We start from the raw sequence: 21,192 nt of genomic DNA, 5'->3' as shown, positions 1-21,192 counted from the left end.
GGGGTCGCCCCTGCCGCGCATATCATAACGCATGTGGTCAAGATCCAGGCCGCCTTAATTGGCCCGATCCTCTGAAGCATAGCCGCCTCGCTTACCTCGGTACGGAAGCGTTGCGGCCTTACTGCTTTGCACCATTTGCTCCAGCCACGCCGCGTGGACGTACGCGGCATACTATTCACCGCGCTGAGGTTTGCCCTCGGTGCATTCAAGATCGCAACACGGGGATAAAACCGGAATGCCAACAATTCAGCAGCTGATCCGCAAACCGCGCCAGCCGAAACGCAAAACATCGAAATCCATGCACCTGCAGGAATGCCCGCAGAAGCGCGGCGTTTGTACACGCGTTTATACAACCACTCCTAAGAAACCTAACTCCGCGATGCGGAAAGTTGCCAAGGTTCGCCTGACCAACGGTTTCGAAGTGATTTCCTACATCGGCGGCGAAAGCCACAACCTTCAGGAGCACTCTGTGGTTCTGATCCGTGGCGGTCGCGTAAAAGATCTTCCAGGTGTTCGTTACCACGTCGTTCGCGGTGTTCTCGATACGCAGGGTGTTAAAGACCGGAAACAACGCCGCTCCAAATACGGTGCCAAGCGTCCGAAGTAATTTCGCCTTTGGCCGGGTGGATGACACCCGGCTGTTACAATCTGACACTATGCATCGCTCTGCGCTGCACCCCGCCAAGAGGAAGACAATAAGATGTCACGCCGCCACGCCGCTGAAAAACGCGAAGTACTACCAGACGCCAAGTATGGTGATCTGATCCTGACGAAATTCATGAACAACCTGATGATCGACGGCAAAAAAGCTGTTGCTGAACGGATTGTTTACAACGCATTCGATCGTGTTGAGTCCAAAATCAAACGTGCGCCAGTGGAAGTGTTCCACGAAGCGCTCGAAAACATCCAGCCATCCGTCGAAGTGCGTTCGCGCCGCGTTGGTGGTGCAACCTATCAGGTTCCAGTTGAGGTACGCCCAGAGCGTCGTCAGGCACTGGCCATCCGTTGGTTGATCAAAGCTGCACGTTCGCGCAACGAAAACACCATGGAAGAGCGCCTTGCAGGCGAGCTGATGGACGCCGTTCAGTCCCGTGGTACAGCCGTTAAAAAGCGTGAAGACACGCATAAAATGGCCGACGCGAACAAAGCATTCAGCCACTACCGCTGGTAACACTTTAAGATCGGGGCCCGGATCCGCTGGGCCCTTGACCTTTTTCAAAGCACACTCCTGAGGAAGCTTTCAAATGGCACGCGACTATCCCCTCGAACTGTATCGTAACTTTGGTATCATCGCACACATCGATGCTGGTAAAACAACATGTTCCGAGCGTATCCTGTACTACACTGGTAAAGAGCATAACATTGGCGAAGTGCATGACGGCGCTGCGACAATGGACTGGATGGAGCAGGAGCAGGAACGGGGTATTACAATTACTTCCGCTGCGACGACTACATTTTGGGAACGTACAGAAGACGGCGTAGCGCCTGACTCTGCTAAGCACCGCATGAACATCATTGACACACCAGGTCACGTTGACTTCACGATTGAAGTTGAACGTTCGTTGGCTGTTCTCGATGGTGCGGTTACCGTTCTTGACGCCAATGCTGGTGTTGAACCGCAGACTGAAACAGTTTGGCGTCAGGCCGACCGTTACAAAGTTCCGCGTATCGTGTTTGTTAATAAAATGGATAAGATCGGCGCTGACTTCTACAACTGCGTTGACATGATCCAAAAACGTACTGGCGCGACACCAGCCCCAATTCAAATTCCAATCGGTGCAGAAACCGAATTGGAAGGCATGGTTGACCTCGTCACCATGGAAGAATGGGTTTGGGAAGGTGAAGACCTCGGCGCAAGCTGGGTTAAAAAGCCAATCCGCGACAGCCTGAAAGAGACAGCCGACAAGTGGCGTGCACATCTGATCGAAAATGCGGTCGAGATGGACGATGAAGCCATGGAAAACTATCTGATGGACGGCGCCGAGCCTGATGTTGATACGCTCCGCAAGCTGATCCGTAAGGGTACACTCGCGATCAAATTCATCCCCGTACTTTGTGGATCTGCGTTCAAGAACAAAGGCGTCCAGCCTCTGCTCAACGCTGTAATTGACTATCTGCCATCCCCGATGGACGTTGTTGATTACATGGGCTTCAAACCCGGTGACGAAGAAGAAACACGTGACATCCCGCGTCGTGCGGATGATGCTATGGCGTTCTCGGGCCTTGCCTTCAAAATCATGAATGACCCTTTTGTGGGCTCGCTCACGTTCACACGCGTTTACTCTGGTACGCTGAACAAGGGCGACACGCTCTTGAACTCCACCAAAGGTAAAAAAGAGCGTGTTGGCCGTATGATGATGATGCACGCCATCGATCGTGAAGAAATCGTCGAAGCCTTTGCAGGTGACATCATAGCGCTTGCAGGTCTGAAAGACACGACAACAGGCGATACTTTGTGTTCCGTTGCTGAACCAGTGGTTCTGGAAACGATGACCTTCCCGACACCGGTTATCGAGATCGCGGTTGAGCCTAAAACCAAGGCTGACCAAGAAAAGATGTCCACAGGTCTGGCCCGTTTGGCTGCTGAGGATCCATCCTTCACCGTTGAGACGGACATCGAGTCCGGTCAGACGATCATGAAAGGCATGGGCGAATTGCACTTGGACATCCTCGTGGACCGTCTCAAGCGTGAATTCAAAGTTGAAGCCAACATTGGTGCGCCTCAGGTTGCTTATCGTGAGACAATCTCACGTGAAGCTGAAATCACTTACACTCACAAGAAACAGTCCGGCGGTTCCGGTCAGTTTGCTGAAGTGAAAATGATCCTGATGCCAACCGAACCGGGCGAAGGATATTCCTTCGAGAGCAAAATCGTTGGTGGTGCTGTTCCAAAGGAATACATCCCTGGCGTTGAAAAAGGCATCAAGTCAGTTCTAGACTCTGGTCCTTTGGCTGGCTTCCCTGTGATTGACTTCAAAGTTGCGTTGATCGACGGTAAGTTCCACGATGTTGACTCCTCCGTTCTCGCGTTTGAAATCGCTGCTCGTATGGGCATGCGTGAAGGCATGAAAAAGGCGGGCGCCAAGATGCTTGAGCCAATCATGAAGGTCGAAGTGATAACACCTGAAGAATATACAGGCGGCATCATTGGCGATCTGACTTCACGTCGTGGTCAGGTTCAAGGTCAAGACACTCGTGGTAACGCGATTGCCATTGACTGCTTCGTGCCACTTGCGAACATGTTCGGTTACATCAACACGCTGCGTTCGATGTCTTCTGGGCGTGCGAACTTCAGCATGCAGTTCGACCATTATGAAGGTGTCCCACAGAGCATCTCTGACGAGATCCAAGCTAAATTCGCATAACAACGACGGCCCGCATTATTGCGGGCCTGTCAAACTTACATTGAACATTAAGGAGCCAACACCATGGCAAAGGAAAAGTTTGAACGTAACAAACCGCACGTCAACATCGGCACAATTGGCCACGTTGACCACGGTAAGACGACACTGACCGCGGCGATTACCAAGTATTTTGGTGATTTCCAAGCGTATGACCAGATTGATGGTGCGCCGGAAGAAAAAGCACGTGGTATCACGATTTCCACGGCGCACGTTGAGTATGAAACTGAAGCACGTCACTACGCGCACGTTGACTGCCCAGGCCACGCTGACTATGTGAAAAACATGATCACTGGTGCTGCTCAGATGGACGGCGCAATCTTGGTTGTGAACGCAGCAGACGGCCCAATGCCACAGACGCGCGAGCACATTCTGCTTGGCCGTCAGGTTGGCATCCCGTACATGGTTGTTTACATGAACAAAGTTGATCAGGTTGACGACGATGAGTTGTTGGAACTGGTTGAAATGGAAATCCGTGAGCTGTTGTCCTCGTATGAGTACCCTGGCGACGACATTCCAATCATCCCTGGTTCCGCTCTTCACGCGATGAACGGCACTAAGCCAGAAATCGGCGAAGAATCCATCAAGAAACTGATGGCAGCTGTTGATGAGTATATCCCAACACCAGCACGTGCTGTTGACCAGCCATTCTTGCTGCCAGTTGAAGACGTATTCTCGATCTCCGGTCGTGGTACAGTTGTAACTGGCCGTATCGAGCGTGGCGTAGTCAACGTTGGCGATAGCATCGAGATCGTTGGTATCCGCGACACCAAAACAACGACTTGCACAGGCGTTGAAATGTTCCGCAAGTTGCTGGACCGTGGTGAAGCAGGCGATAACGTTGGCGTTTTGTTGCGCGGTATCGACCGTGAAGGCGTTGAGCGCGGCCAAGTTTTGTGTAAACCAAAGTCGGTTAACCCACACACAAAGTTCGAAGCCGAAGCCTATATCCTCACCAAAGAGGAAGGTGGCCGTCACACGCCATTCTTCGCGAACTACCGTCCACAGTTCTACTTCCGTACAACTGACGTGACTGGCACAGTTCAGCTGCCCGAAGGCACTGAAATGGTTATGCCTGGTGACAACCTGAAGTTCGACGTAGAACTGATCGCACCGATCGCCATGGAGCAAGGCCTGCGCTTTGCGATCCGTGAAGGTGGCCGTACCGTTGGTGCGGGCGTTGTATCCAAGATCACTGAGTAATCAGTAAGGCGGGCACAAGCCTGCCCCAGACCTCAAAAGAAAGGGCCGCTCAGTAATGAGCGGCCCTTTTTGTTTGATTATAGCGAGGGCCTGATGAACGTTAACTGGATCGCTTTGTTGGGTTGTTGGTCCACAAATAAAGGAGCGACCCCTTAGAGAGATCGCTCCTTTTTGTTAGATGCTTTAAGTGAGGCCGCAACCTCACTTAATCGTTGATTGAGTCTGTAAGGTTAGGTTGCTTGAACCGTTTTGGCATCACGGAAGGACAAAAGCTTTTTAGACTTCTCGTCCCAAAGATGCAGTCGGGCGTTCGCAAAACTCTCTTTGACCGTCATACGATTGATGTCTGCAAGACCTGAGTGATCGCGCAAAACTTCCGGCAGACGATAAAAAGGGATCCTGCTGTAGAGATGGTGGATGTGATGAATGCCAATATTTGCGCTGAGCCATTGTAGAACTGATGGCAACACATAGTGCGAGCTGCCTTGCAGCGCAGCTTCATGTAGGTCCCATGTCTCATCCGCTTCCCAATGCGTCGTCTCAAACTGGTGTTGAACATAAAATAACCAGACGCCCGCTGTAGCAGCCAAAAGGGTGGAAGGAATGAATATCAACAAGATCGGCATAAGGCCGCCAAAATACCAAATCACAAAAAGTGCGCCGATGATTGCTGCATTAGTGCACATCGCGCTGACCCAATAGCGTGCCTTTTCCATCAAACCCAGGGGGAGACGGTTTTGCAAAAAGAACAAGTATCCAGGGCCAAGGCCAAATAGGACAACTGGATGACGATAGATGCGATAGACAAAGCGTTTGTAGGGCGTAAGCGCCTGATATTCTGCTACGGTAAGCGTGGCGATGTCACCAATGCCGCGGCGATCCAAATTGCCGGATGCACTGTGATGCATGGAGTGAGTTCTACGCCAGACATCGTATGGCGTGAGTGTCAAAACGCCAATGGCCCGCCCGACCCAATCACTAAGAGCACGTTCCTTGAAAAAGGAAGCATGCCCACAATCGTGTTGGATGGCAAAGAGGCGGAGCAAGAATGCCGCGTTGCACAGCGATATTGCAAGGGTTAGCCACCCACTGATCGACATGGACCACCACGCGAGTATCCAAAGGGCGACGAATGGCCCAAGTGTGATGCCCAATTCATAGAAACTGCGCCAAGTACTGGGCTCGCGATAGCTTGCAAGGACTTTAACCCAGTCCCGCGCGCGTGTCGGATCCGGGGTTTTATCGAAATAACCAGAATGTTTGTTCATGTGCCTGCCACTTATCATTGTTGCCAGCATTGATAGAGCAATGCGCCCAGCGAACAACTTATAAAGCGGTCTTATACATCAAGATTCCGTAAAGAGTGGGGATAAACTTAGAATTTTGGTTTGTTTTCAATTTTGATGTGACAAACAGACGCTCCCAAAACGTGATGTGGACCAATTCTGATCCAAGTTTTGCGGCAAAAAAACCTTGTTCGGCTTGATGTTTTCTCCAAAGGTTGGATGTAAAAATCGCTAGGGTTGAATTGTGGTCCTGCTAACCCGCCGAGGCGGACGGCTAAGGGACTAGGGTTTTAGTGGATTGGTTGTAATCGCACTGTTGGCGCGTTTGCCTAATCAGGATTGTATTTAGGGTAAATAGCCCCTTGCTACAAAGAACGACTCCCCCTATACGCCGACTTAACTACTCGGGGTGCGCCATTTGCGTGCCCCGATGACGTTAGACTACAGCGCGAAGAGGGGGCACGATGAGCGTGCGTCCTCCAATCCGTCTCCATCCCGAAGATAAGGGATTTGTATTATGGCTGCTAGCCAAAACATCCGCATCCGCCTGAAGGCGTTTGACTATCGGGTGCTTGATGCCTCCACTCAGGAAATCGTCAACACCGCAAAGCGCACTGGCGCTTCTGTTCGCGGCCCAATTCCGCTGCCGAACAAAATCGAAAAATTCACCGTTCTACGTGGTCCACACGTTGACAAGAAATCCCGTGACCAGTTTGAAATCCGCACGCACAAGCGCCTGCTGGATATCGTTGATCCGACCCCCCAGACCGTTGACGCGCTGATGAAGCTCGACCTCGCTGCTGGTGTGGACGTCGAGATCAAGCTGCAGTCATAAGCGTAGGAGGGTAATATTATGTTGCGCTCAGGCGTTATTGCAAAAAAGATGGGCATGACCCGTCTGTTCATGGAAGACGGTAAGCAGATTCCTGTAACCGTTCTTCAGCTCGATAACCTTCAGGTTGTTGCACAGCGTACCATCGAAAAGGACGGCTATGTAGCTGTTCAGCTCGGTGCAGGTACAGCAAAAGTAAAGCGGACGTCTCAGGCGATGCGCGGACACTTTGCAGCAGCAAAGGTTGAACCAAAGCGTAAAGTAGCTGAATTCCGCATTGATGCGGAAGCGATGATTGCTGTGGGCGAAGAGATCATTGCTGATCACTACTTTGCTGGCCAGTATGTTGACGTTGCAGGTACTTCCATCGGTAAGGGCTTTCAGGGCGCGATGAAGCGTCACAACTTTGGCGGCTTGCGTGCGACACACGGTGTTTCCGTATCGCATCGTTCGCACGGTTCCACAGGCCAGTGTCAGGATCCCGGTAAGGTTTTCAAAGGCAAGAAAATGGCCGGACACATGGGCGCTGCCCGCGTGACAACCATGAACCTTGAAGTTGTTAAAACTGATACAGCACGTGGCCTGATCATGGTCAAAGGCGCTGTTCCAGGCTCCAAGGGTGGTTGGGTGACTGTTAAGGATGCGGTTAAGAAACCGTTCCCTGAAAACGCACCAGTGCCAGCCGCTCTGAAATCAGCAGCTGCTCCTGCAGTTGAAGCAGCCGCAGAAACTCCTGCGGAAGGTGGTGAAGCATGAAACTAGACGTCATCAAACTCGACGGCGGCGCTGCCGGATCGATCGACTTGGACGAGGCCCTGTTTGGTCTTGAACCACGCGCCGATATCCTGCACCGTGTCGTTCGCTGGCAGCGTAACAACGCGCAGGCTGGTACTCACAAGGTGAAGACACGTCGCGAAGTCAACTATTCCACCAAAAAGATCTATCGCCAAAAAGGCACCGGTGGCGCTCGCCACGGCGCCCGCTCGGCACCGATCTTTCGTGGGGGCGGTATCTATAAGGGTCCAACCCCTCGTAGCCACGGCCACGAGTTGACAAAGAAGTTCCGTAAACTGGGTCTGCGCATGGCGCTCTCCGCAAAGGCAAAAGCCGGCGCGTTGGTCATCATCGACGATGCAGCATCAGACGGTAAAACATCCGCACTGGCCAAGCAGGTTTCTGCATTGGGTTGGAAGCGGGCGTTGATCATTGACGGTACATCCGTGAATGAGAACTTCCTGCAAGCCGCGCGCAACATTGAAGGTCTGGATATCCTGCCAACAATGGGCGCAAACGTATACGACATCCTGAAGCGTGACACACTTGTGATCACGAAGTCCGGGATTGAAGCACTGGAGGCCCGTTTAAAATGAGCGCGAAACCAGAACATTACGATGTGATCCGCAAGCCCCTCATTACCGAAAAAGCGACAATGGCATCAGAAGCCAACGCCGTGGTATTCGAAGTGGCGATCGGCAGCAACAAGCCAATGATCAAAGAAGCTGTTGAAGCTCTCTTCGGTGTTAAGGTGAAGGCCGTGAACACGTCCATCACTAAAGGTAAAGTGAAGCGCTTCCGCGGTCAGCTGGGCACACGTAAAGACGTGAAAAAAGCCTATGTGACGCTTGAAGAAGGCAACACAATTGACGTGAGCACTGGCCTTTAAGGTCCGCTCATCTCAGTAATATTGAAAAGCCCTGCCGGCGACGGCGGGGCTTTTTGTGTTGGTAGTGTCGACAGAGTGATGATGTGCAAGATGTAACCTGCTGAAAATCGCTGCGGATTACGACGTTTCCGAAAGGTACCTTGGGATTAGCAACGCTTCCAGTTTATCGTGCAAGCTTCGTGATATCGAACGTGAAGACAAGGGGTGATCGACCCACGGCTAGTTAGGCGATGAATAGATCTCGTCATTTCCCTTCGTGTTATGCTTTGTCCAAGAGTATTTATATTGCTGTTTGTTGGCGCAGTTCTTTTTCACCTGCATCGCAGTGATTAAGATTTGAGATAAGTGGTTTGCCATATTTTTTCGAGAACGCTTCACCACTAGCTTTTAGGGTTCTGATGATCGCCCGTTTTCCCTTGAACACTGTCACACGGTTGAGGACGGGTTCCATCCCTTTGTCTTCACGTTTATCCAGTGTAAGACTGTCGCAGCGCTTGGCGATATTTACAGCAATGTTAAATGCCGCAGTTTTTCTAGAGCGGTTAGGGCTTCCCACTTGATGTAAGCTGGACGTGCGCGATACTCGGATTCCCTTTTTTGAGGGGCTTCAACGTTGGCCTCTACATTTACATCCCAATAGGGAAAATGCCGCGAGCATCGTGAATGCGTTTCTAATCATAACTTTTCCAAATATCCGGCGCTTCCCCAGTGAAATGCCATTTCTCACAGTTTGGATGAGGTCGAAATTATGTTCAACTTGCTTCGCCAGCGGTGCGCACTTCCGCGCGTCAGGGTTGTAACTCGGCTGCAGTTTTCGATTTCAATGGGTTAGCCACAGAGTGCTGAGGCTGAACGTCTGCGGTGGACGTGATTGGATGGTCAGGCAAATTGATTGCTATTGGTTTGAGCTTGGTAAACTCTGTTGGTCAGTGATTGTACAGGAACCGCAGATGATGCGCACAATTCGCCAACTATTTTTCAGTTTCATCGTGGTGCTGGTGGGCCTGCCTGTCTTAGCGCGTGAAGATCATGATCATGACGATGCTCCTATTGGCGAGGCCGTGAGCGAGCTGCTGCTGTTCGACGCGCATATTCACTACAAGGAGCCTGCGTGGGGGCCTTACCCAGTGGAAAAGGTGATCAGGCTTATGGATCGCTCAGGGGTCGCTATGGGGTTGGTATCCTCGACCCCTGATGAGGGGACGATCAAGCTGTGGGAGTTTGCGCCGAACCGTATCGTGCCGGAACTACGGCCGTATCACGGGAATGCGGGGTCATCGAACTGGACCGAGATGCCGACGATGGAAAGCTATCTAGAAGGGCGTCTTGAAAAGTACCCCCATCAGGGTATCGGAGAGTTCCATATTCGTAACCGCTCCATGTGGGACCGCGCGTTGTTCCGTCGCATCATTGATATGGCGAAAGAACGTGATCTCTTTTTACATGTGCATTCTGACGCAAAGCCGATCCGCTGGCTCTATAATCTGGACAAGGACGTCAAGATCATCTGGGCGCACGCTGGATTGGGCGAAGACGCGGATACAGTTTATAGGGTGATGAAGCGGTACCCTAACCTGATGGCTGATACCTCCCTGCGGGAATTTGCGATCCGCGGAACGGGAGATGATCTAGACCCTAAGTGGAAAAAGATCGTGTTAGAGTTTCAGGACCGCCTGATGATCGGCAGCGACACATGGGTGAATGCGCAGTGGGACAGCTATGATACCATCATGGCATCTAACCGGGATTGGTTGTCCAAGCTACCGCGTCCCGTTGCAGAGAAGATCGCATACCAAAATGCCGAGCGCGTATTCGGCCGGACAGTTAGTATGCAGCTGATCGGAAAGCGGTAGCAATCCGCTGATAGTTGGCTTGCTCACATGACGGCGTATTAAAAAAGGTTGCTTATGTAGCCTTAAAGGCGCATGGGAGACGGGCGACGTTACTACATCTATCGGAATCACTGCTCCTTACGGCTCAGTCATACGATCTTTAACGGACTTAGCCGACCTGCCGCATTCTGCGGGCAGACTACATAAGGAATACGAATATGGCCAATGGCACAGTAAAATGGTTCAACTCCACAAAAGGCTTCGGCTTTATCGCACCTGAAGGCGGCAGCAAAGACGTGTTTGTACACATCTCCGCCGTTGAGCGCGCAGGCCTCACAGGTTTGGCAGATGACCAAAAAGTAACATTCGACATCGAAGCAGGCCGCGACGGTCGCGAATCCGCGACGAACATCGTTCTGGCGTAAGCTGACTGGCTCCTACGGGAGCTGATGTCTGAAAGAATTTGAAGGGCGTAGCTGTAATGGCTACGCCCTTTTGTGCTTTATCGATTGGAGGCCAATTTTGAATCTGCATAAGAATGTAGCAAAATATTTAGCTGATTTGCGTTATGCTCTCATTTCGCCCCCAATCCCTCACGTTCGTGCGAAAGACCCGAGTGCGATAGCATATTATCTTTACGCATTGGATAAAGTGACAGCTAAAGAATGGCACTGGTTGGGCTATCTGTTTGCAAAGCTTCCCCCAAATCAAAATCTTTGGGAGTTCGCGTTAATTTGCTCGCATGTCGCCGCCCATGTGCCTGACTTGGGGGTGAAGTTTGTTGATGCTTTAGCTGATGTCTGTACTGGGTCATATGTCGAGGCCCAATATGAACAGATGTTACAGATCTTTGCTGAGGTGTTTTGTATTTATCGTATCCTGAAAATGCCTTGGTCAAAGGATGCAAACTTTCAGCATGAACCAAAGGGTGCAAACGGGAAGCGCCCCGAGTTTCGAGTTTTAGCAGGTGGCGCCTACTTTATTTTCGAAGTGAAGGCTCCGAGCCTTTTGGAGCATCAGCGTCGGCGAGCTAGGGCCCCGACTCAAATACCTGCGCGACTGCATCCTGACCTTACAGCAGCGCTAAACGCGAGTGGGGGAGGAGGCGCGCTTATGCCGAGGGATAACCCAGTCAAAGACTTCCTCGTTGACGCAAATAATAAATTTGTTGGCTTTGAGAGCGGGGGGGGAGTGAACATCCTGATCATCGTTTGGGATGACTTTATATATGAACCTCTCGCAAGTTTAATTGGCGAAACTGGACTCCTCACTGTGAACTCTTTTAACCGGATTGAGAATAAGGCAGTTCAATACAGGGCCGTAGACATGGTGGTTTGTATGCGTCACCTGAGCGTTTTCCAGCAGGGACTTGCGGAACGCGAGCTTCCAGATGGACGTGAAACCATGTTTGATTTTGGTTCGAACCCGCGCACTCCTAATGTTCACGTTCCAACTCCATGGGGAAAACCCGTCCCCGAACTTATCACCAATGGTTTGAGTTCGTTAAATTACAATGATGAAGTTCTTCGCGATGTTGCTGAGTACCGGACGCCAGAGTTGATAATCTGGTTGGGCGGAACGACAGAAATTGTTTCTAACGATCCTTGACCCTCACCCCAACACCCCCTAACAGACACTATCGGCACAGCCCCAGATTCGTCTGGGGCTTCGTCTTTGTGCATAGGTCAAACCTTGCACTATCTACTGGGACCTTCGGGGCCCTCTAACCACAGCGTACCTACGGGGACGCATACAAGCAAAACGGAAGACAGAGAACATGGCACTCAAGTCGTACAAACCGACGACGCCAGGCCAGCGCGGGCTGGTACTGATTGACCGTTCGGAGCTTTGGAAAGGCCGCCCTGTAAAGGCCCTCACTGAGGGACTTAGCAAACACGGCGGACGGAACAACACCGGACGGATCACAATGCGTCGCAAAGGTGGTGGTGCAAAGCGCCTCTACCGTATCGTAGATTTCAAACGTAACAAAATGGACGTCACAGCGACGATCATGCGTATTGAATATGACCCGAACCGGACCGCGTTTATCGCACTGGTGAAATATGCAGACGGTGAGCAGGCCTATATCCTTGCTCCTCAGCGTATCGCAATTGGTGATCAGGTCGTGGCATCCGCCAAGGCAGACATCAAACCCGGTAACGCAATGCCATTCTCAGGCATGCCTATCGGTACAATCATCCACAACATCGAGATGAAGCCAGGCAAAGGCGGCCAGATCGCCCGTGCTGCAGGCACCTACGCCCAGTTCGTGGGACGTGATGGTGGCTACGCTCAGATCCGTCTGAGCAGTGGTGAACTTCGCCTCGTGCGTCAGGAATGCATGGCCACCGTTGGTGCCGTGTCTAACCCTGACAACTCGAACCAGAACTTCGGTAAAGCGGGCCGCATGCGTCACAAGGGCGTTCGCCCAAGTGTTCGTGGTGTTGTCATGAACCCGATCGATCACCCCCACGGTGGTGGTGAAGGTCGTACGTCCGGTGGTCGTCACCCGGTTACCCCTTGGGGCAAGCCGACTAAAGGTGCCAAGACTCGTAACAAGAAAAAAGCGTCAAGTGCTCTGATCATCAGATCACGCCACGCCAAGAAAAAGGGACGTTAATTTATGTCTCGTTCAGTATGGAAAGGTCCTTTTGTTGACTCTTATGTCCTCAAAAAGGCCGACGCCTCTCGTGAGAGCGGTCGTAACGAAGTGATCAAGATTTGGTCGCGCCGTTCCACGATCCTTCCTCAGTTTGTTGGTCTGACATTCGGTGTCTACAACGGCCACAAGCACATCCCAGTAAACGTCACAGAAGACATGATTGGTCAGAAGTTTGGTGAGTATTCACCAACGCGGACCTATTACGGTCACGCAGCTGACAAAAAAGCGAAGCGGAAATAAGCCATGAGCAAGGATAAAAATCCCCGCCGCGTGGCAGACAATGAAGCACGTGCAAAACTGCGCATGCTGAAGACGTCGCCGCAGAAACTTAACCTCGTTGCAGCAATGATCCGCGGCAAGAAGGTAGACAAGGCCCTTACGGACCTTACCTTCTCCAAAAAGCGTATCGCTATTGATGTGAAGAAGTGCCTTCAGTCCGCGATCGCCAATGGCGAGAACAACCACAACCTCGACGTGGATGAGCTGATCGTAGCCGAAGCCTATGTAGGCAAGAACATGACACTCAAGCGTGGTCGTCCACGTGCGCGTGGCCGTTTCGGCAAGATCTTGAAGCCGTTTGCGGAAATCACAATCGTCGTACGTCAGGTTGAGGAGCAAGCATAATGGGTAATAAAGTCAATCCAATCGGCATGCGCCTGCAGGTTAACCGTACTTGGGATAGCCGCTGGTATGCCGACACGAAAGATTTCGGTGATCTTCTTCTCGAAGATCTCGCGATCCGTGCGTTCATCAAGAAAGAGTGCCATCAGGCGGGTATCTCCCGTGTGATCATCGAACGTCCGCACAAAAAGTGCCGCGTTACGATCCACACAGCACGCCCTGGTGTTATCATCGGTAAGAAAGGTGCAGACATCGAAGGTCTGCGCAAGAAACTTGCCGCGTTCACCGACTCCGAATTGCACCTCAACATTGTTGAAGTTCGCAAGCCAGAGCTCGATGCTGCACTTGTTGGTGAGTCCATTGCACAGCAGTTGGAACGTCGTGTATCTTTCCGTCGCGCTATGAAGCGTGCGGTACAGAACGCAATGCGTATGGGTGCCCTTGGTATCCGTGTGAACCTTGCTGGCCGCCTTGGCGGTGCAGAAATCGCGCGTACTGAATGGTACCGTGAAGGCCGCGTTCCGTTGCACACACTGCGTGCGGACATCGACTATGCACATGTTGAAGCGATGACTGCTTACGGCATCATCGGCATCAAGACGTGGATCTTCAAAGGCGAGATCATGGAACATGATCCAGCTGCGCACGATCGTAAGTTACAAGAAATGCAAGACGGCCCAGCACCTCGTGGTGCCGGCGGTCGGCGTTAAGGAGTAGATAGATGCTACAGCCAAAACGTACGAAATTCCGTAAGCAGTTCAAAGGCTCTATCAAGGGTCTTGCGAAGGGCGGGTCTGACCTGAACTTCGGTACTTACGGTCTCAAAGCACTTGAGCCTGAGCGGGTAACTGCCCGCCAGATCGAAGCCGCACGTCGTGCCATGACGCGTCACATGAAGCGTCAAGGCCGTGTCTGGATCCGTATTTTTCCAGACGTACCTGTTACATCCAAGCCCGTCGAAGTTCGTATGGGTAAAGGTAAGGGTTCCGTCGACTTTTGGGCATGCAAGGTCAAACCAGGCCGCGTAATGTTCGAAATCGATGGCGTCAACGACGACATCGCACGTGAGGCCCTGCGCCTTGCCGCGATGAAGCTGCCGATCAAAACGCGCGTCATCGTACGCGAAGACTGGTAAAGCGACGCGCTTGCGCAAGCAGGCGCTGTCGAGCCGGAGGTTGGGTATTTTCTTGTGAATGCCCGTTCCGGCCTCGCTAGAAAAAGAAGCCCCCGCTGCACTACAGCGGGGGCTTCTTTCGTTCTGATATTGGCCTAGCGTTATCCCTCTGAAAACACGGTGGGTTGCCTTGATGATAACTTCTTCCAGATCATAGCAATCAACAGGGTCATGCCGACATGGCCTACAAAAGACGACTGTGTGTAGGTGCCGAAACCCATCATAAAGCTACGGCCCATAAATGGTGCTAATATCCCTTGCGCGACAAACCACAACGCAACGCCCGCCGTGATGCCAGCGGTTGCATACCCAAATTTGCTGACGTGTTTAACAAGATAAACAACAGCGGCAAATCCCAATGCCCCAATGAGGAAGTGGATTGCAAAGGCCACTGTATAGGGTAACTGAATTCCAGTGGCGGCTTTGGTCAATCCGATAACCAGATTTGCGGGTTCCAGCTTAACTCCAAAGAGGATCGGTGAGATGAGCCATGAATAGGCCTCAAATGACAGTTCTCCGATCAAACCTGCGATCCCAATGTTCTGTCGGTCAATGTGCATCATTCTGAGTGGTCCTGTTAATCTACGGTGAACATGTGCGCCGTGCCTCGAGCATCCGACCGTTTGCAGATGGTCGCGATGGCGCTCACAATCCAGCAGGGCAGGGCCCTTTGCGCTGCATCGTGATGTCGCGTGAACATGTCTTGAAGGGAAAGGCGTTCTTGGTTGGATGCAAAGAACCTGACGGGGCTAGCTCCTATGGTCATCCGCAGCCTGCTTAAGTAGGATGGCAGAGAGCTTCTAACAACGGAGGAAACATCCCATGAAACAAGTTCCCAAGCCCACCACCGACGAAGACCTCATCAAGGAGTTCCTCAATAAAGGGGGCGCCATCAAGAAGGGCAAGACAAAACCGATGCCTGCCGACCTTGGCCTGTCCAATAATCAATGGGGCAACAAGATGACCAAGGAAGAAAAGGCGCTTGTGAAAGAGCAGGAAGAAGCCCGCAAGAAATACCCTCGTCCTTAACCCAGTTGAGGGCCAGTGATGACCAAAATTGCTGCCGATCGTATGACGGCCAAAATCGAGGGGGATTTTATTGTTTTCCTGATTGGGATGCGGATCAACCGGTTTTGGAAAGTAACGAAGTGGGTGCCTGCGTTTATGGCGATGCCTCGCATGCTCAAAGAACTCAGCACGCGCCCGTCAGAAGAAACAGGTTTCCTTGGCTATAACATCTTAGGCTTTGGCAGCATCGTTCAGTACTGGCGCAGCTTTGAACATCTCGAAGCTTATGCCAATTCTCACGATGGGGAGCATTTCCCCGCTTGGGTTGCGTTCAACAAGCGAATGAAAAACAGCCGCGGCGACGTTGGCGTCTGGCACGAAAGTTACGCGGTTAAGGCTGGCAACTATGAGACGCTGTATATGTTCATGCCGCCCCATGGGTTGGGCAAGGCGGCATCGCTGGTGGCTGCCACTGGCACACTCAGCAGCGCACGCAAGCGGTTCGACGCAGGGACTTAAGCCCAGTTGTAGTTGAATGAGACGCTGATCCGGTCGTCCTCGGACATGTTCATGGGGACTTCGTGGCGTAGCCAGCTTTCCCATAACAAGACATCACCTACTTCTGGTGCGACGTAAGAAAAGGTCCGTAGTTCTTCGCGTGCATCCTTGCGGCGACCGGGTGCGGCCATCATCATAGGCAACCGCGGGTCTTCGAGCTTGAGCGCGCTTGCGTCCGCAGGCATCGCGACATAGGTGGTGCCGCTGATGACCGAGTGGGGGTGGATGTGGCTGGTGTGGATACCGCCCTCAGGCAGGATGTTGATCCAGATGTCTTCCAGCTTCAGCTCACGACCATCCAGATCGAACTCCAGATCAACCGCAAATGCCGCGACATGTGTGTCGATGGCTTTGATCACGTCAGCGAAAATGGGAAAACGCCAGCCTAGATCGGTGAGCGAGGCATAGGATGTGTAGCCCGGAAATCCGTTCTCTTCACACCACGCCTGTCCGGCCTCGTCGTCCTCCGCAATGGAGTAGCAGGACACCTCAAGCTCAGAGGCATCAATATCGCCAAGCGGCGCTTGGTATAGGCGGGTCACAAAGAGGGATTTTATCTGTGTCATACCCCCTATTACCCTCCCGCTCGAAGAAGGGCGAGGGGGCCTTTGGCCTTAGTTTTGAATAAATACGATATCATCGATGCTAATATTGACATCGTCGCCCAAGCGGATCACTGCCGTATGCTCGCCGTAGATGTCCGTCGCAGCAAAATACATGTTTATGGAGGATTGTGAGCTTTCCACCCCTTGATTAGTACTGGTTGTCGTGACGATTTCGGCCCCTGTCATCACGCGGTCTTCATTCCCTTCCGCGCGATCGACCTGGATCACAAGGCTGTCTTCATCCGCGTTAAAATCGTCAAGGGAGATGCCAGTAGCTCTTTCCGTATCGGACGTAGACGGAAAATCACCGTAATATCCGCCGTTCATTTTGAGTAGAAGTTCGATGCTGTCAGCGCCCTCACCGCCAGTTACAGACGTGGCAGGGATTGCATCAGCGGGGTAACCGATGTCGGTGCTGACCATAATCGTATCGTCGCCAGCTCCACCATCTATGACAAAACTACCACTATAGTAGTCAATAACCTCCCCAATCAGGAGATCATCACCAGCACCACCATAGAGATTATTGTTGTCGTTCCCGATCAGCGTGTCATTTCCTTCGTCGCCGTTTAGTGTGCTCAGGTCGGTGCCTGCTTCGATCAGGTCGTCGCCGCCGCCTGAAACCGAGCCACCAATGCCAGTGAATGTGATTGTGTCGTTGCCTAGTCCGCCTTCTATGTTGGGTCCGTACAAAGGGATATCAACCAAGTCGTCTCCGTCACCAAGTCTGATGTTACCCACGTCGCGATAGAAATCCTCATCAGTGGTATATTCCGAGATGAGCGTGTCATTTCCGTCGGTGCCAATGATATCGCTCCCGTCATCCGGAATTGTCAAAACGTCGCCCATAATTACTCCCGGACCAGCCACAAACTCGATATCGTCAATCGTAATTTCAACGTCCGATTCAACTCTGATCCAAGTGGTGAAAGTGCCGGTCGTTTCTGTCGCCGCAAAATTCATTTGGACCACTTGCTCCAAAACAGGTCCAGGCGAGCCCACATCGGTAAAGTTACGCAAAACAATTTCAGCCGAGGTCATCTCAACGTTTGAGTCTTCGTTGCCATTTATCTGGACCGCGAGGACATCCTCATGGGGATTGAAATCAACTATATTCAAAAATGTATCGCGTTCGACGTCCTCTAACGAATTGGCGGCTAAAATATTACTTGGCATTGTGATCTGGACATCAAATACGTCAGCACCTTCGCCACCTGTTACATCCAGAAGTGAATCGTAATTCGATGTGTCGGAGTTGAAGCTGTAGGAATGAGCGGTGAGTGTATCATCCCCTTCGTCGCCAGACATCCTGGTTCCAAAACCTTCGGCTGCTGCATAGGGGTATGCAGTGCCGGAGATGACATCATCACCCGCCCCGCCGGAAGCAATGCCGCCGTCCGATATGGTGTCATTTCCATTTCCGCCTTGTGAGGTTCCACCACCCTCACCAATCAAAAGGTCATCACCGTCATCGCCGAATAACTCCGATCTGTCCTAAGCGACGAGCGTGTCGTTACCGTCTCCGCCATGTATCTCATTTTCGATGATTAGTGGGTCAGCATAGTCATCACCTGCTCCGAGGAATATGTCGGGGCCACCGAGATCATCACCCTCATCGCCGATCACCGTGTCATCGCCCTCCGTCCCGATCACAAAGCTACCCGTAACATCATATGTTAGAACGCTATCGCCGATTTCGAATGTTTGGGGGGCGTCCGGCTCGGTAGTTTCATCCGTGTCAGTGTCTTCAGGTTCAGCGTCCGAGGTGGTGTCGTCATTTGATCCACCGCCCATGCCAGCAGCAAACCCAAACCCAAGTAGACCTAACAAAATTGCAATTTCCATCTGACAGCGACCCAGTACCAATTTATGTTCCATCGGTGATTGCATTGGTGCAGAGGGGTGTCAAATAGTTTGAATAAAAATGCCCGAACTACAACATGTTACGCGGCAGTTCCCGCATTTGGGGAATCTTTGTTTCCAATTTAAGGACAATGCAATCGTTCGGGGGGATGCAAAGAAGTCGAACGTCCTTCGTTCGAATCAAGGATTTTCAATGCAGCCATGGGATATCGATAGAAGCAGAGCCTTTTGGCTTGCGTTGTTGGGGTATTGGGCCTAAACGGCAACTTCATCATGAACTCCACCAGAATCATGGTCACCCTATCGGGGCCTACTGGTGATGTTGAAAGGAAATGGCATGATCGCCAAAGAACTACACGACAAGACGCCGGACCAGCTCCGCGATGAGCTTGTTAACTTGAAAAAAGAAGCGTTCAATCTGCGTTTCCAACAGGCCACTGGCCAATTGGAAAACCCAGCACGCCTGCGCACCGTTAAACGTGACGTTGCTCGTGTTAAAACAGTATTGAACCAAAAAGCTGCATCCGCAGCGACAGACGCGTAAGAGGAGCCTGAGTAATGCCAAAGCGTATCCTGACAGGCACCGTAACCTCGGACGCCAACGAACAAACAGTAACTGTATCCGTAGAGCGTCGCTTTACGCACCCAGTTCTGAAAAAGACCATTCGTAAGTCCAAAAAATACCGGGCGCACGATGAAAACAACACATTCAAAGTGGGCCAACAGGTTCGCATTATTGAATGTCCACCACGTTCCAAAACCAAGCGTTGGGAAGTGATCATCGCGGAAGCATGATCCTTTGCGCGGTCACCCTTGAGGGCGGCCGCGTTACTCGTTCCTGAGTAACAACTTAATCGAAACCCTAGGGATCAGGCACGCATCGCCCCCTACAGGTCGGGAGAAACCAAATGATCCAGATGCAGACCAACCTGGATGTTGCTGACAACAGTGGCGCTCGCCGCGTTCAGTGCATCAAGGTCCTGGGTGGTTCCAAGCGTAAGTACGCATCCGTTGGCGACATTATTGTCGTATCGGTAAAGGAAGCCATTCCACGCGGCCGTGTGAAGAAGGGTGACGTGCGTAAAGCCGTCGTCGTTCGTACAGCCAAAGAAGTTCGTCGTGACGATGGCACAGCCATTCGTTTTGATCGCAACGCAGCTGTTATTTTGAATAACAACAACGAACCAGTTGGCACCCGTATCTTCGGGCCAGTAGTTCGTGAATTGCGCGGCAAAAACTTCATGAAAATCATCTCACTCGCTCCGGAGGTGCTGTAATCATGGCTGCTAAATTGAAAAAAGGTGACACTGTCATCGTGCTGGCCGGTAAGGACAAGGGCAAAGAGGGCGTTATCTCCTCTGTTGATCCAAAATCCAACAAAGCCATCGTTGACGGCGTAAAGATCGCACTTCGCGCGACACGCCAGACACAAGAATCTCAGGGCGGCCGCATCCCGAAAGCGATGCCAATCCACTTGAGCAACCTCGCGATCAAGGATGCCAACGGCAAGCCTACACGCGTTGGTTTCAAAATGGACGGCGAAAACAAAGTCCGTTTTGCTAAGACAACAGGGGATGTAATCTGATGCTTGATACTGCAGCGTATACACCCCGCCTTAAAGCTGACTACAAAGACCGCATTCGTGCGGCTCTGAAAGAAGAGTTTAGCTACTCAAACGACATGCAAATCCCACGTCTGGACAAAATCGTCCTGAACATCGGTTGTGGCGCAGCGGCTGTCCGTGACAGCAAGAAAGCCAAATCCGCTCAGGTAGACTTGACACTGATCGCGGGCCAGAAAGCACTGACAACCATCGCCAAGAAATCCATCGCGGGTTTCCGGGTACGGGAAGAAATGCCACTGGGCGCGAAGGTTACACTTCGCGGCGACCGTATGTTTGAATTCCTTGATCGTCTGATCACGATTGCAATGCCTCGTATCCGTGACTTTCGCGGCGTGCCGGGTAAATCTTTTGATGGTAACGGCAACTATGCCATGGGCCTGAAAGAGCATCTCGTGTTCCCCGAAATCGATTTTGATAAAATCGATGAGAACTGGGGCATGGACATCGTAATCGCCACCACGGCGAAAACCGACGCCGAAGCGAAGGCAATGTTGAAGCTTTTCAACATGCCCTTCAATTCTTAAGCGCGGAGAGGAACAAGATATGGCTAAGAAATCCATGATCGCACGCGAGAAGAAGCGTGAAGCATTGGTCAAAAAATACGCCACCAAGCGTGCGGAGCTGAAAGCAATTATCAGCGACGAAACACAGCCTATGGAAGAGCGCTTTCGCGCAACTCTGAAGCTGGCGAAACTGCCACGCAACTCTTCGGCTGTGCGTTTGCACAACCGTTGCCAGCTGACCGGCCGTCCACACGCCTATTATCGTAAACTTAAAATCTCGCGGATCGCGTTGCGGGATCTTGGCTCAGCAGGCCAGATCCCCGGCATGGTCAAGTCGAGCTGGTAAGGAGCGCATCA

General features: G+C 51.9%; 30 protein-coding genes. 24 read left to right on the top strand and 6 right to left on the bottom strand.

Annotation, left to right across the window (positions count from 1 at the left end; translation table 11 throughout):
• Positions 1-235 precede the first annotated feature (235 nt).
• From rpsL to tuf, 4 genes are all read left to right on the top strand, one after another.
• Positions 236-607 (top strand): 30S ribosomal protein S12, encoded by a 372-nt coding sequence (gene rpsL, locus V7775_RS02660; RefSeq protein ID WP_184562946.1) that lies wholly within the window; start codon positions 236-238, stop codon positions 605-607.
• Positions 608-700: 93 nt separating this feature from the next.
• On the top strand, positions 701-1,171 hold the full coding sequence (gene rpsG, locus V7775_RS02655) for a 30S ribosomal protein S7 (protein ID WP_267168689.1): 471 nt from the start codon (positions 701-703) through the stop codon (positions 1,169-1,171).
• Positions 1,172-1,244: 73 nt separating this feature from the next.
• Positions 1,245-3,365 carry an elongation factor G gene (fusA, locus tag V7775_RS02650; protein WP_335750311.1) on the top strand — a complete coding sequence of 707 codons (2,121 nt, stop codon included), beginning with the start codon at positions 1,245-1,247 and terminating at the stop codon, positions 3,363-3,365.
• Positions 3,366-3,428: 63 nt separating this feature from the next.
• Positions 3,429-4,604, top strand: coding sequence for an elongation factor Tu (tuf, locus tag V7775_RS02645; protein WP_335750310.1), 1,176 nt, complete (start codon positions 3,429-3,431; stop codon positions 4,602-4,604).
• A gap of 230 nt (positions 4,605-4,834) precedes the next feature.
• On the opposite strand, the gene V7775_RS02640 is transcribed toward tuf, so the two are convergent.
• A complete protein-coding gene (locus tag V7775_RS02640; protein ID WP_335750309.1) occupies positions 4,835-5,872 on the bottom strand; it encodes a fatty acid desaturase in 1,038 nt (345 codons plus the stop codon).
• Positions 5,873-6,407: 535 nt separating this feature from the next.
• On the opposite strand from V7775_RS02640, the gene rpsJ reads away from it, so the two are divergent.
• Genes rpsJ through V7775_RS02620 form a run of 4 tightly spaced genes read left to right on the top strand, consistent with a single transcriptional unit; the run spans position 6,408 to position 8,385 of the window.
• On the top strand, positions 6,408-6,725 hold the full coding sequence (gene rpsJ / locus V7775_RS02635; RefSeq protein WP_025063450.1) for a 30S ribosomal protein S10: 318 nt from the start codon (positions 6,408-6,410) through the stop codon (positions 6,723-6,725).
• Between the two features lie 18 nt (positions 6,726-6,743).
• The gene (rplC, locus tag V7775_RS02630; protein WP_335750308.1) at positions 6,744-7,478 is read left to right on the top strand and encodes a 50S ribosomal protein L3; all 735 of its coding nucleotides are present in this window, start codon (positions 6,744-6,746) and stop codon (positions 7,476-7,478) included.
• Positions 7,475-8,092, top strand: a complete 618-nt coding sequence (gene rplD, locus V7775_RS02625; protein WP_335750307.1) for a 50S ribosomal protein L4 — start codon at positions 7,475-7,477, stop codon at positions 8,090-8,092. Before rplC ends, rplD begins: the two co-directional genes overlap by 4 nt.
• Complete coding sequence (locus V7775_RS02620) at positions 8,089-8,385, top strand: 50S ribosomal protein L23 (protein ID WP_335750306.1); 297 nt, start codon at positions 8,089-8,091, stop codon at positions 8,383-8,385. Before rplD ends, V7775_RS02620 begins: the two co-directional genes overlap by 4 nt.
• A gap of 280 nt (positions 8,386-8,665) precedes the next feature.
• On the opposite strand, the gene V7775_RS02615 is transcribed toward V7775_RS02620, so the two are convergent.
• Positions 8,666-8,941 carry a hypothetical protein gene (locus V7775_RS02615; protein WP_335750305.1) on the bottom strand — a complete coding sequence of 92 codons (276 nt, stop codon included), beginning with the start codon at positions 8,939-8,941 and terminating at the stop codon, positions 8,666-8,668.
• 394 nt (positions 8,942-9,335) lie between these two features.
• On the opposite strand from V7775_RS02615, the gene V7775_RS02610 reads away from it, so the two are divergent.
• From V7775_RS02610 to rplP, 8 genes are all read left to right on the top strand, one after another.
• Complete coding sequence (locus V7775_RS02610; protein WP_335750304.1) at positions 9,336-10,238, top strand: amidohydrolase family protein; 903 nt, start codon at positions 9,336-9,338, stop codon at positions 10,236-10,238.
• 197 nt (positions 10,239-10,435) lie between these two features.
• Complete coding sequence (locus V7775_RS02605) at positions 10,436-10,642, top strand: cold-shock protein (protein ID WP_335750303.1); 207 nt, start codon at positions 10,436-10,438, stop codon at positions 10,640-10,642.
• Between the two features lie 97 nt (positions 10,643-10,739).
• Positions 10,740-11,825 carry a hypothetical protein gene (locus tag V7775_RS02600; RefSeq protein ID WP_335750302.1) on the top strand — a complete coding sequence of 362 codons (1,086 nt, stop codon included), beginning with the start codon at positions 10,740-10,742 and terminating at the stop codon, positions 11,823-11,825.
• 169 nt (positions 11,826-11,994) lie between these two features.
• Complete coding sequence (gene rplB, locus V7775_RS02595) at positions 11,995-12,837, top strand: 50S ribosomal protein L2 (RefSeq protein WP_335750301.1); 843 nt, start codon at positions 11,995-11,997, stop codon at positions 12,835-12,837.
• A 3-nt stretch (positions 12,838-12,840) separates the two neighbouring features.
• Positions 12,841-13,119 carry a 30S ribosomal protein S19 gene (gene rpsS, locus V7775_RS02590; RefSeq protein WP_335750300.1) on the top strand — a complete coding sequence of 93 codons (279 nt, stop codon included), beginning with the start codon at positions 12,841-12,843 and terminating at the stop codon, positions 13,117-13,119.
• 3 nt (positions 13,120-13,122) lie between these two features.
• Positions 13,123-13,503 (top strand): 50S ribosomal protein L22, encoded by a 381-nt coding sequence (gene rplV, locus V7775_RS02585; protein WP_335750299.1) that lies wholly within the window; start codon positions 13,123-13,125, stop codon positions 13,501-13,503.
• Positions 13,503-14,210 (top strand): 30S ribosomal protein S3, encoded by a 708-nt coding sequence (rpsC, locus tag V7775_RS02580; RefSeq protein ID WP_335750298.1) that lies wholly within the window; start codon positions 13,503-13,505, stop codon positions 14,208-14,210. The genes rplV and rpsC overlap by 1 nt, the downstream gene beginning before the upstream one ends.
• An 11-nt stretch (positions 14,211-14,221) precedes the next feature.
• Positions 14,222-14,635 (top strand): 50S ribosomal protein L16, encoded by a 414-nt coding sequence (gene rplP / locus V7775_RS02575; protein WP_335750297.1) that lies wholly within the window; start codon positions 14,222-14,224, stop codon positions 14,633-14,635.
• A gap of 140 nt (positions 14,636-14,775) precedes the next feature.
• Here rplP and V7775_RS02570 read toward each other — a convergent pair whose 3' ends face one another.
• A complete protein-coding gene (locus V7775_RS02570) occupies positions 14,776-15,237 on the bottom strand; it encodes a hypothetical protein (protein WP_335750296.1) in 462 nt (153 codons plus the stop codon).
• Positions 15,238-15,496: 259 nt separating this feature from the next.
• Here V7775_RS02570 and V7775_RS02565 point away from each other — a divergent pair, with 259 nt between their 5' ends.
• A complete protein-coding gene (locus tag V7775_RS02565; protein ID WP_335750295.1) occupies positions 15,497-15,703 on the top strand; it encodes a hypothetical protein in 207 nt (68 codons plus the stop codon).
• A gap of 18 nt (positions 15,704-15,721) precedes the next feature.
• Positions 15,722-16,201: a DUF4188 domain-containing protein gene (locus tag V7775_RS02560; protein ID WP_335750294.1), complete on the top strand. Its 480-nt coding sequence runs from the start codon at positions 15,722-15,724 to the stop codon at positions 16,199-16,201.
• Here the strand turns inward: V7775_RS02560 and V7775_RS02555 are convergent.
• Genes V7775_RS02555 through V7775_RS02545 form a run of 3 tightly spaced genes read right to left on the bottom strand, consistent with a single transcriptional unit; the run spans position 16,198 to position 18,723 of the window.
• On the bottom strand, positions 16,198-16,806 hold the full coding sequence (locus tag V7775_RS02555; protein ID WP_335750293.1) for a 2OG-Fe(II) oxygenase family protein: 609 nt from the start codon (positions 16,804-16,806) through the stop codon (positions 16,198-16,200). The two genes, V7775_RS02560 and V7775_RS02555, sit on opposite strands and share 4 nt — an antisense overlap.
• Before the next feature lie 48 nt (positions 16,807-16,854).
• On the bottom strand, positions 16,855-18,300 hold the full coding sequence (locus tag V7775_RS02550) for a calcium-binding protein (RefSeq protein WP_335750292.1): 1,446 nt from the start codon (positions 18,298-18,300) through the stop codon (positions 16,855-16,857).
• A gap of 39 nt (positions 18,301-18,339) precedes the next feature.
• On the bottom strand, positions 18,340-18,723 hold the full coding sequence (locus V7775_RS02545) for a hypothetical protein (RefSeq protein ID WP_335750291.1): 384 nt from the start codon (positions 18,721-18,723) through the stop codon (positions 18,340-18,342).
• Between the two features lie 322 nt (positions 18,724-19,045).
• Here V7775_RS02545 and rpmC point away from each other — a divergent pair, with 322 nt between their 5' ends.
• The 6 genes from rpmC (at position 19,046) to rpsN (ending at position 21,181) form a co-directional block, all read left to right on the top strand.
• Complete coding sequence (rpmC, locus tag V7775_RS02540; RefSeq protein ID WP_335750290.1) at positions 19,046-19,252, top strand: 50S ribosomal protein L29; 207 nt, start codon at positions 19,046-19,048, stop codon at positions 19,250-19,252.
• Between the two features lie 14 nt (positions 19,253-19,266).
• Positions 19,267-19,503, top strand: a complete 237-nt coding sequence (gene rpsQ / locus V7775_RS02535) for a 30S ribosomal protein S17 (RefSeq protein ID WP_335750289.1) — start codon at positions 19,267-19,269, stop codon at positions 19,501-19,503.
• Positions 19,504-19,616: 113 nt separating this feature from the next.
• Positions 19,617-19,985: a 50S ribosomal protein L14 gene (gene rplN / locus V7775_RS02530; protein WP_025045929.1), complete on the top strand. Its 369-nt coding sequence runs from the start codon at positions 19,617-19,619 to the stop codon at positions 19,983-19,985.
• A gap of 2 nt (positions 19,986-19,987) precedes the next feature.
• Positions 19,988-20,293 carry a 50S ribosomal protein L24 gene (rplX, locus tag V7775_RS02525; protein ID WP_335750288.1) on the top strand — a complete coding sequence of 102 codons (306 nt, stop codon included), beginning with the start codon at positions 19,988-19,990 and terminating at the stop codon, positions 20,291-20,293.
• Complete coding sequence (gene rplE / locus V7775_RS02520; protein WP_335750287.1) at positions 20,293-20,856, top strand: 50S ribosomal protein L5; 564 nt, start codon at positions 20,293-20,295, stop codon at positions 20,854-20,856. Before rplX ends, rplE begins: the two co-directional genes overlap by 1 nt.
• A gap of 19 nt (positions 20,857-20,875) precedes the next feature.
• Positions 20,876-21,181, top strand: a complete 306-nt coding sequence (rpsN, locus tag V7775_RS02515; RefSeq protein ID WP_335750286.1) for a 30S ribosomal protein S14 — start codon at positions 20,876-20,878, stop codon at positions 21,179-21,181.
• Positions 21,182-21,192 lie beyond the last annotated feature (11 nt).

Origin of the sequence: Sulfitobacter sp., from assembly GCF_036960155.1 — a bacterium.
Taxonomy (GTDB): domain Bacteria; phylum Pseudomonadota; class Alphaproteobacteria; order Rhodobacterales; family Rhodobacteraceae; genus Sulfitobacter.
This window is presented reverse-complemented; position numbering and strand designations above follow the sequence as displayed.

Bases quoted from the DNA above. Each gene is read 5' to 3' on its own strand.
- rpsL (WP_184562946.1), top strand. From the start codon at position 236: ATGCCAACAATTCAGCAGCTGATCCGCAAACCGCGCCAGCCGAAACGC.
- rpsG (WP_267168689.1), top strand. From the start codon at position 701: ATGTCACGCCGCCACGCCGCTGAAAAACGCGAAGTACTACCAGACGCC.
- fusA (WP_335750311.1), top strand. From the start codon at position 1,245: ATGGCACGCGACTATCCCCTCGAACTGTATCGTAACTTTGGTATCATC.
- tuf (WP_335750310.1), top strand. From the start codon at position 3,429: ATGGCAAAGGAAAAGTTTGAACGTAACAAACCGCACGTCAACATCGGC.
- V7775_RS02640 (WP_335750309.1), bottom strand. From the start codon at position 5,872: ATGAACAAACATTCTGGTTATTTCGATAAAACCCCGGATCCGACACGC.
- rpsJ (WP_025063450.1), top strand. From the start codon at position 6,408: ATGGCTGCTAGCCAAAACATCCGCATCCGCCTGAAGGCGTTTGACTAT.
- rplC (WP_335750308.1), top strand. From the start codon at position 6,744: ATGTTGCGCTCAGGCGTTATTGCAAAAAAGATGGGCATGACCCGTCTG.
- rplD (WP_335750307.1), top strand. From the start codon at position 7,475: ATGAAACTAGACGTCATCAAACTCGACGGCGGCGCTGCCGGATCGATC.
- V7775_RS02620 (WP_335750306.1), top strand. From the start codon at position 8,089: ATGAGCGCGAAACCAGAACATTACGATGTGATCCGCAAGCCCCTCATT.
- V7775_RS02610 (WP_335750304.1), top strand. From the start codon at position 9,336: ATGATGCGCACAATTCGCCAACTATTTTTCAGTTTCATCGTGGTGCTG.
- V7775_RS02605 (WP_335750303.1), top strand. From the start codon at position 10,436: ATGGCCAATGGCACAGTAAAATGGTTCAACTCCACAAAAGGCTTCGGC.
- rplB (WP_335750301.1), top strand. From the start codon at position 11,995: ATGGCACTCAAGTCGTACAAACCGACGACGCCAGGCCAGCGCGGGCTG.
- rpsS (WP_335750300.1), top strand. From the start codon at position 12,841: ATGTCTCGTTCAGTATGGAAAGGTCCTTTTGTTGACTCTTATGTCCTC.
- rplV (WP_335750299.1), top strand. From the start codon at position 13,123: ATGAGCAAGGATAAAAATCCCCGCCGCGTGGCAGACAATGAAGCACGT.
- rpsC (WP_335750298.1), top strand. From the start codon at position 13,503: ATGGGTAATAAAGTCAATCCAATCGGCATGCGCCTGCAGGTTAACCGT.
- rplP (WP_335750297.1), top strand. From the start codon at position 14,222: ATGCTACAGCCAAAACGTACGAAATTCCGTAAGCAGTTCAAAGGCTCT.
- V7775_RS02570 (WP_335750296.1), bottom strand. From the start codon at position 15,237: ATGATGCACATTGACCGACAGAACATTGGGATCGCAGGTTTGATCGGA.
- V7775_RS02565 (WP_335750295.1), top strand. From the start codon at position 15,497: ATGAAACAAGTTCCCAAGCCCACCACCGACGAAGACCTCATCAAGGAG.
- V7775_RS02560 (WP_335750294.1), top strand. From the start codon at position 15,722: ATGACCAAAATTGCTGCCGATCGTATGACGGCCAAAATCGAGGGGGAT.
- V7775_RS02555 (WP_335750293.1), bottom strand. From the start codon at position 16,806: ATGACACAGATAAAATCCCTCTTTGTGACCCGCCTATACCAAGCGCCG.
- V7775_RS02545 (WP_335750291.1), bottom strand. From the start codon at position 18,723: ATGGAACATAAATTGGTACTGGGTCGCTGTCAGATGGAAATTGCAATT.
- rpmC (WP_335750290.1), top strand. From the start codon at position 19,046: ATGATCGCCAAAGAACTACACGACAAGACGCCGGACCAGCTCCGCGAT.
- rpsQ (WP_335750289.1), top strand. From the start codon at position 19,267: ATGCCAAAGCGTATCCTGACAGGCACCGTAACCTCGGACGCCAACGAA.
- rplN (WP_025045929.1), top strand. From the start codon at position 19,617: ATGATCCAGATGCAGACCAACCTGGATGTTGCTGACAACAGTGGCGCT.
- rplX (WP_335750288.1), top strand. From the start codon at position 19,988: ATGGCTGCTAAATTGAAAAAAGGTGACACTGTCATCGTGCTGGCCGGT.
- rplE (WP_335750287.1), top strand. From the start codon at position 20,293: ATGCTTGATACTGCAGCGTATACACCCCGCCTTAAAGCTGACTACAAA.
- rpsN (WP_335750286.1), top strand. From the start codon at position 20,876: ATGGCTAAGAAATCCATGATCGCACGCGAGAAGAAGCGTGAAGCATTG.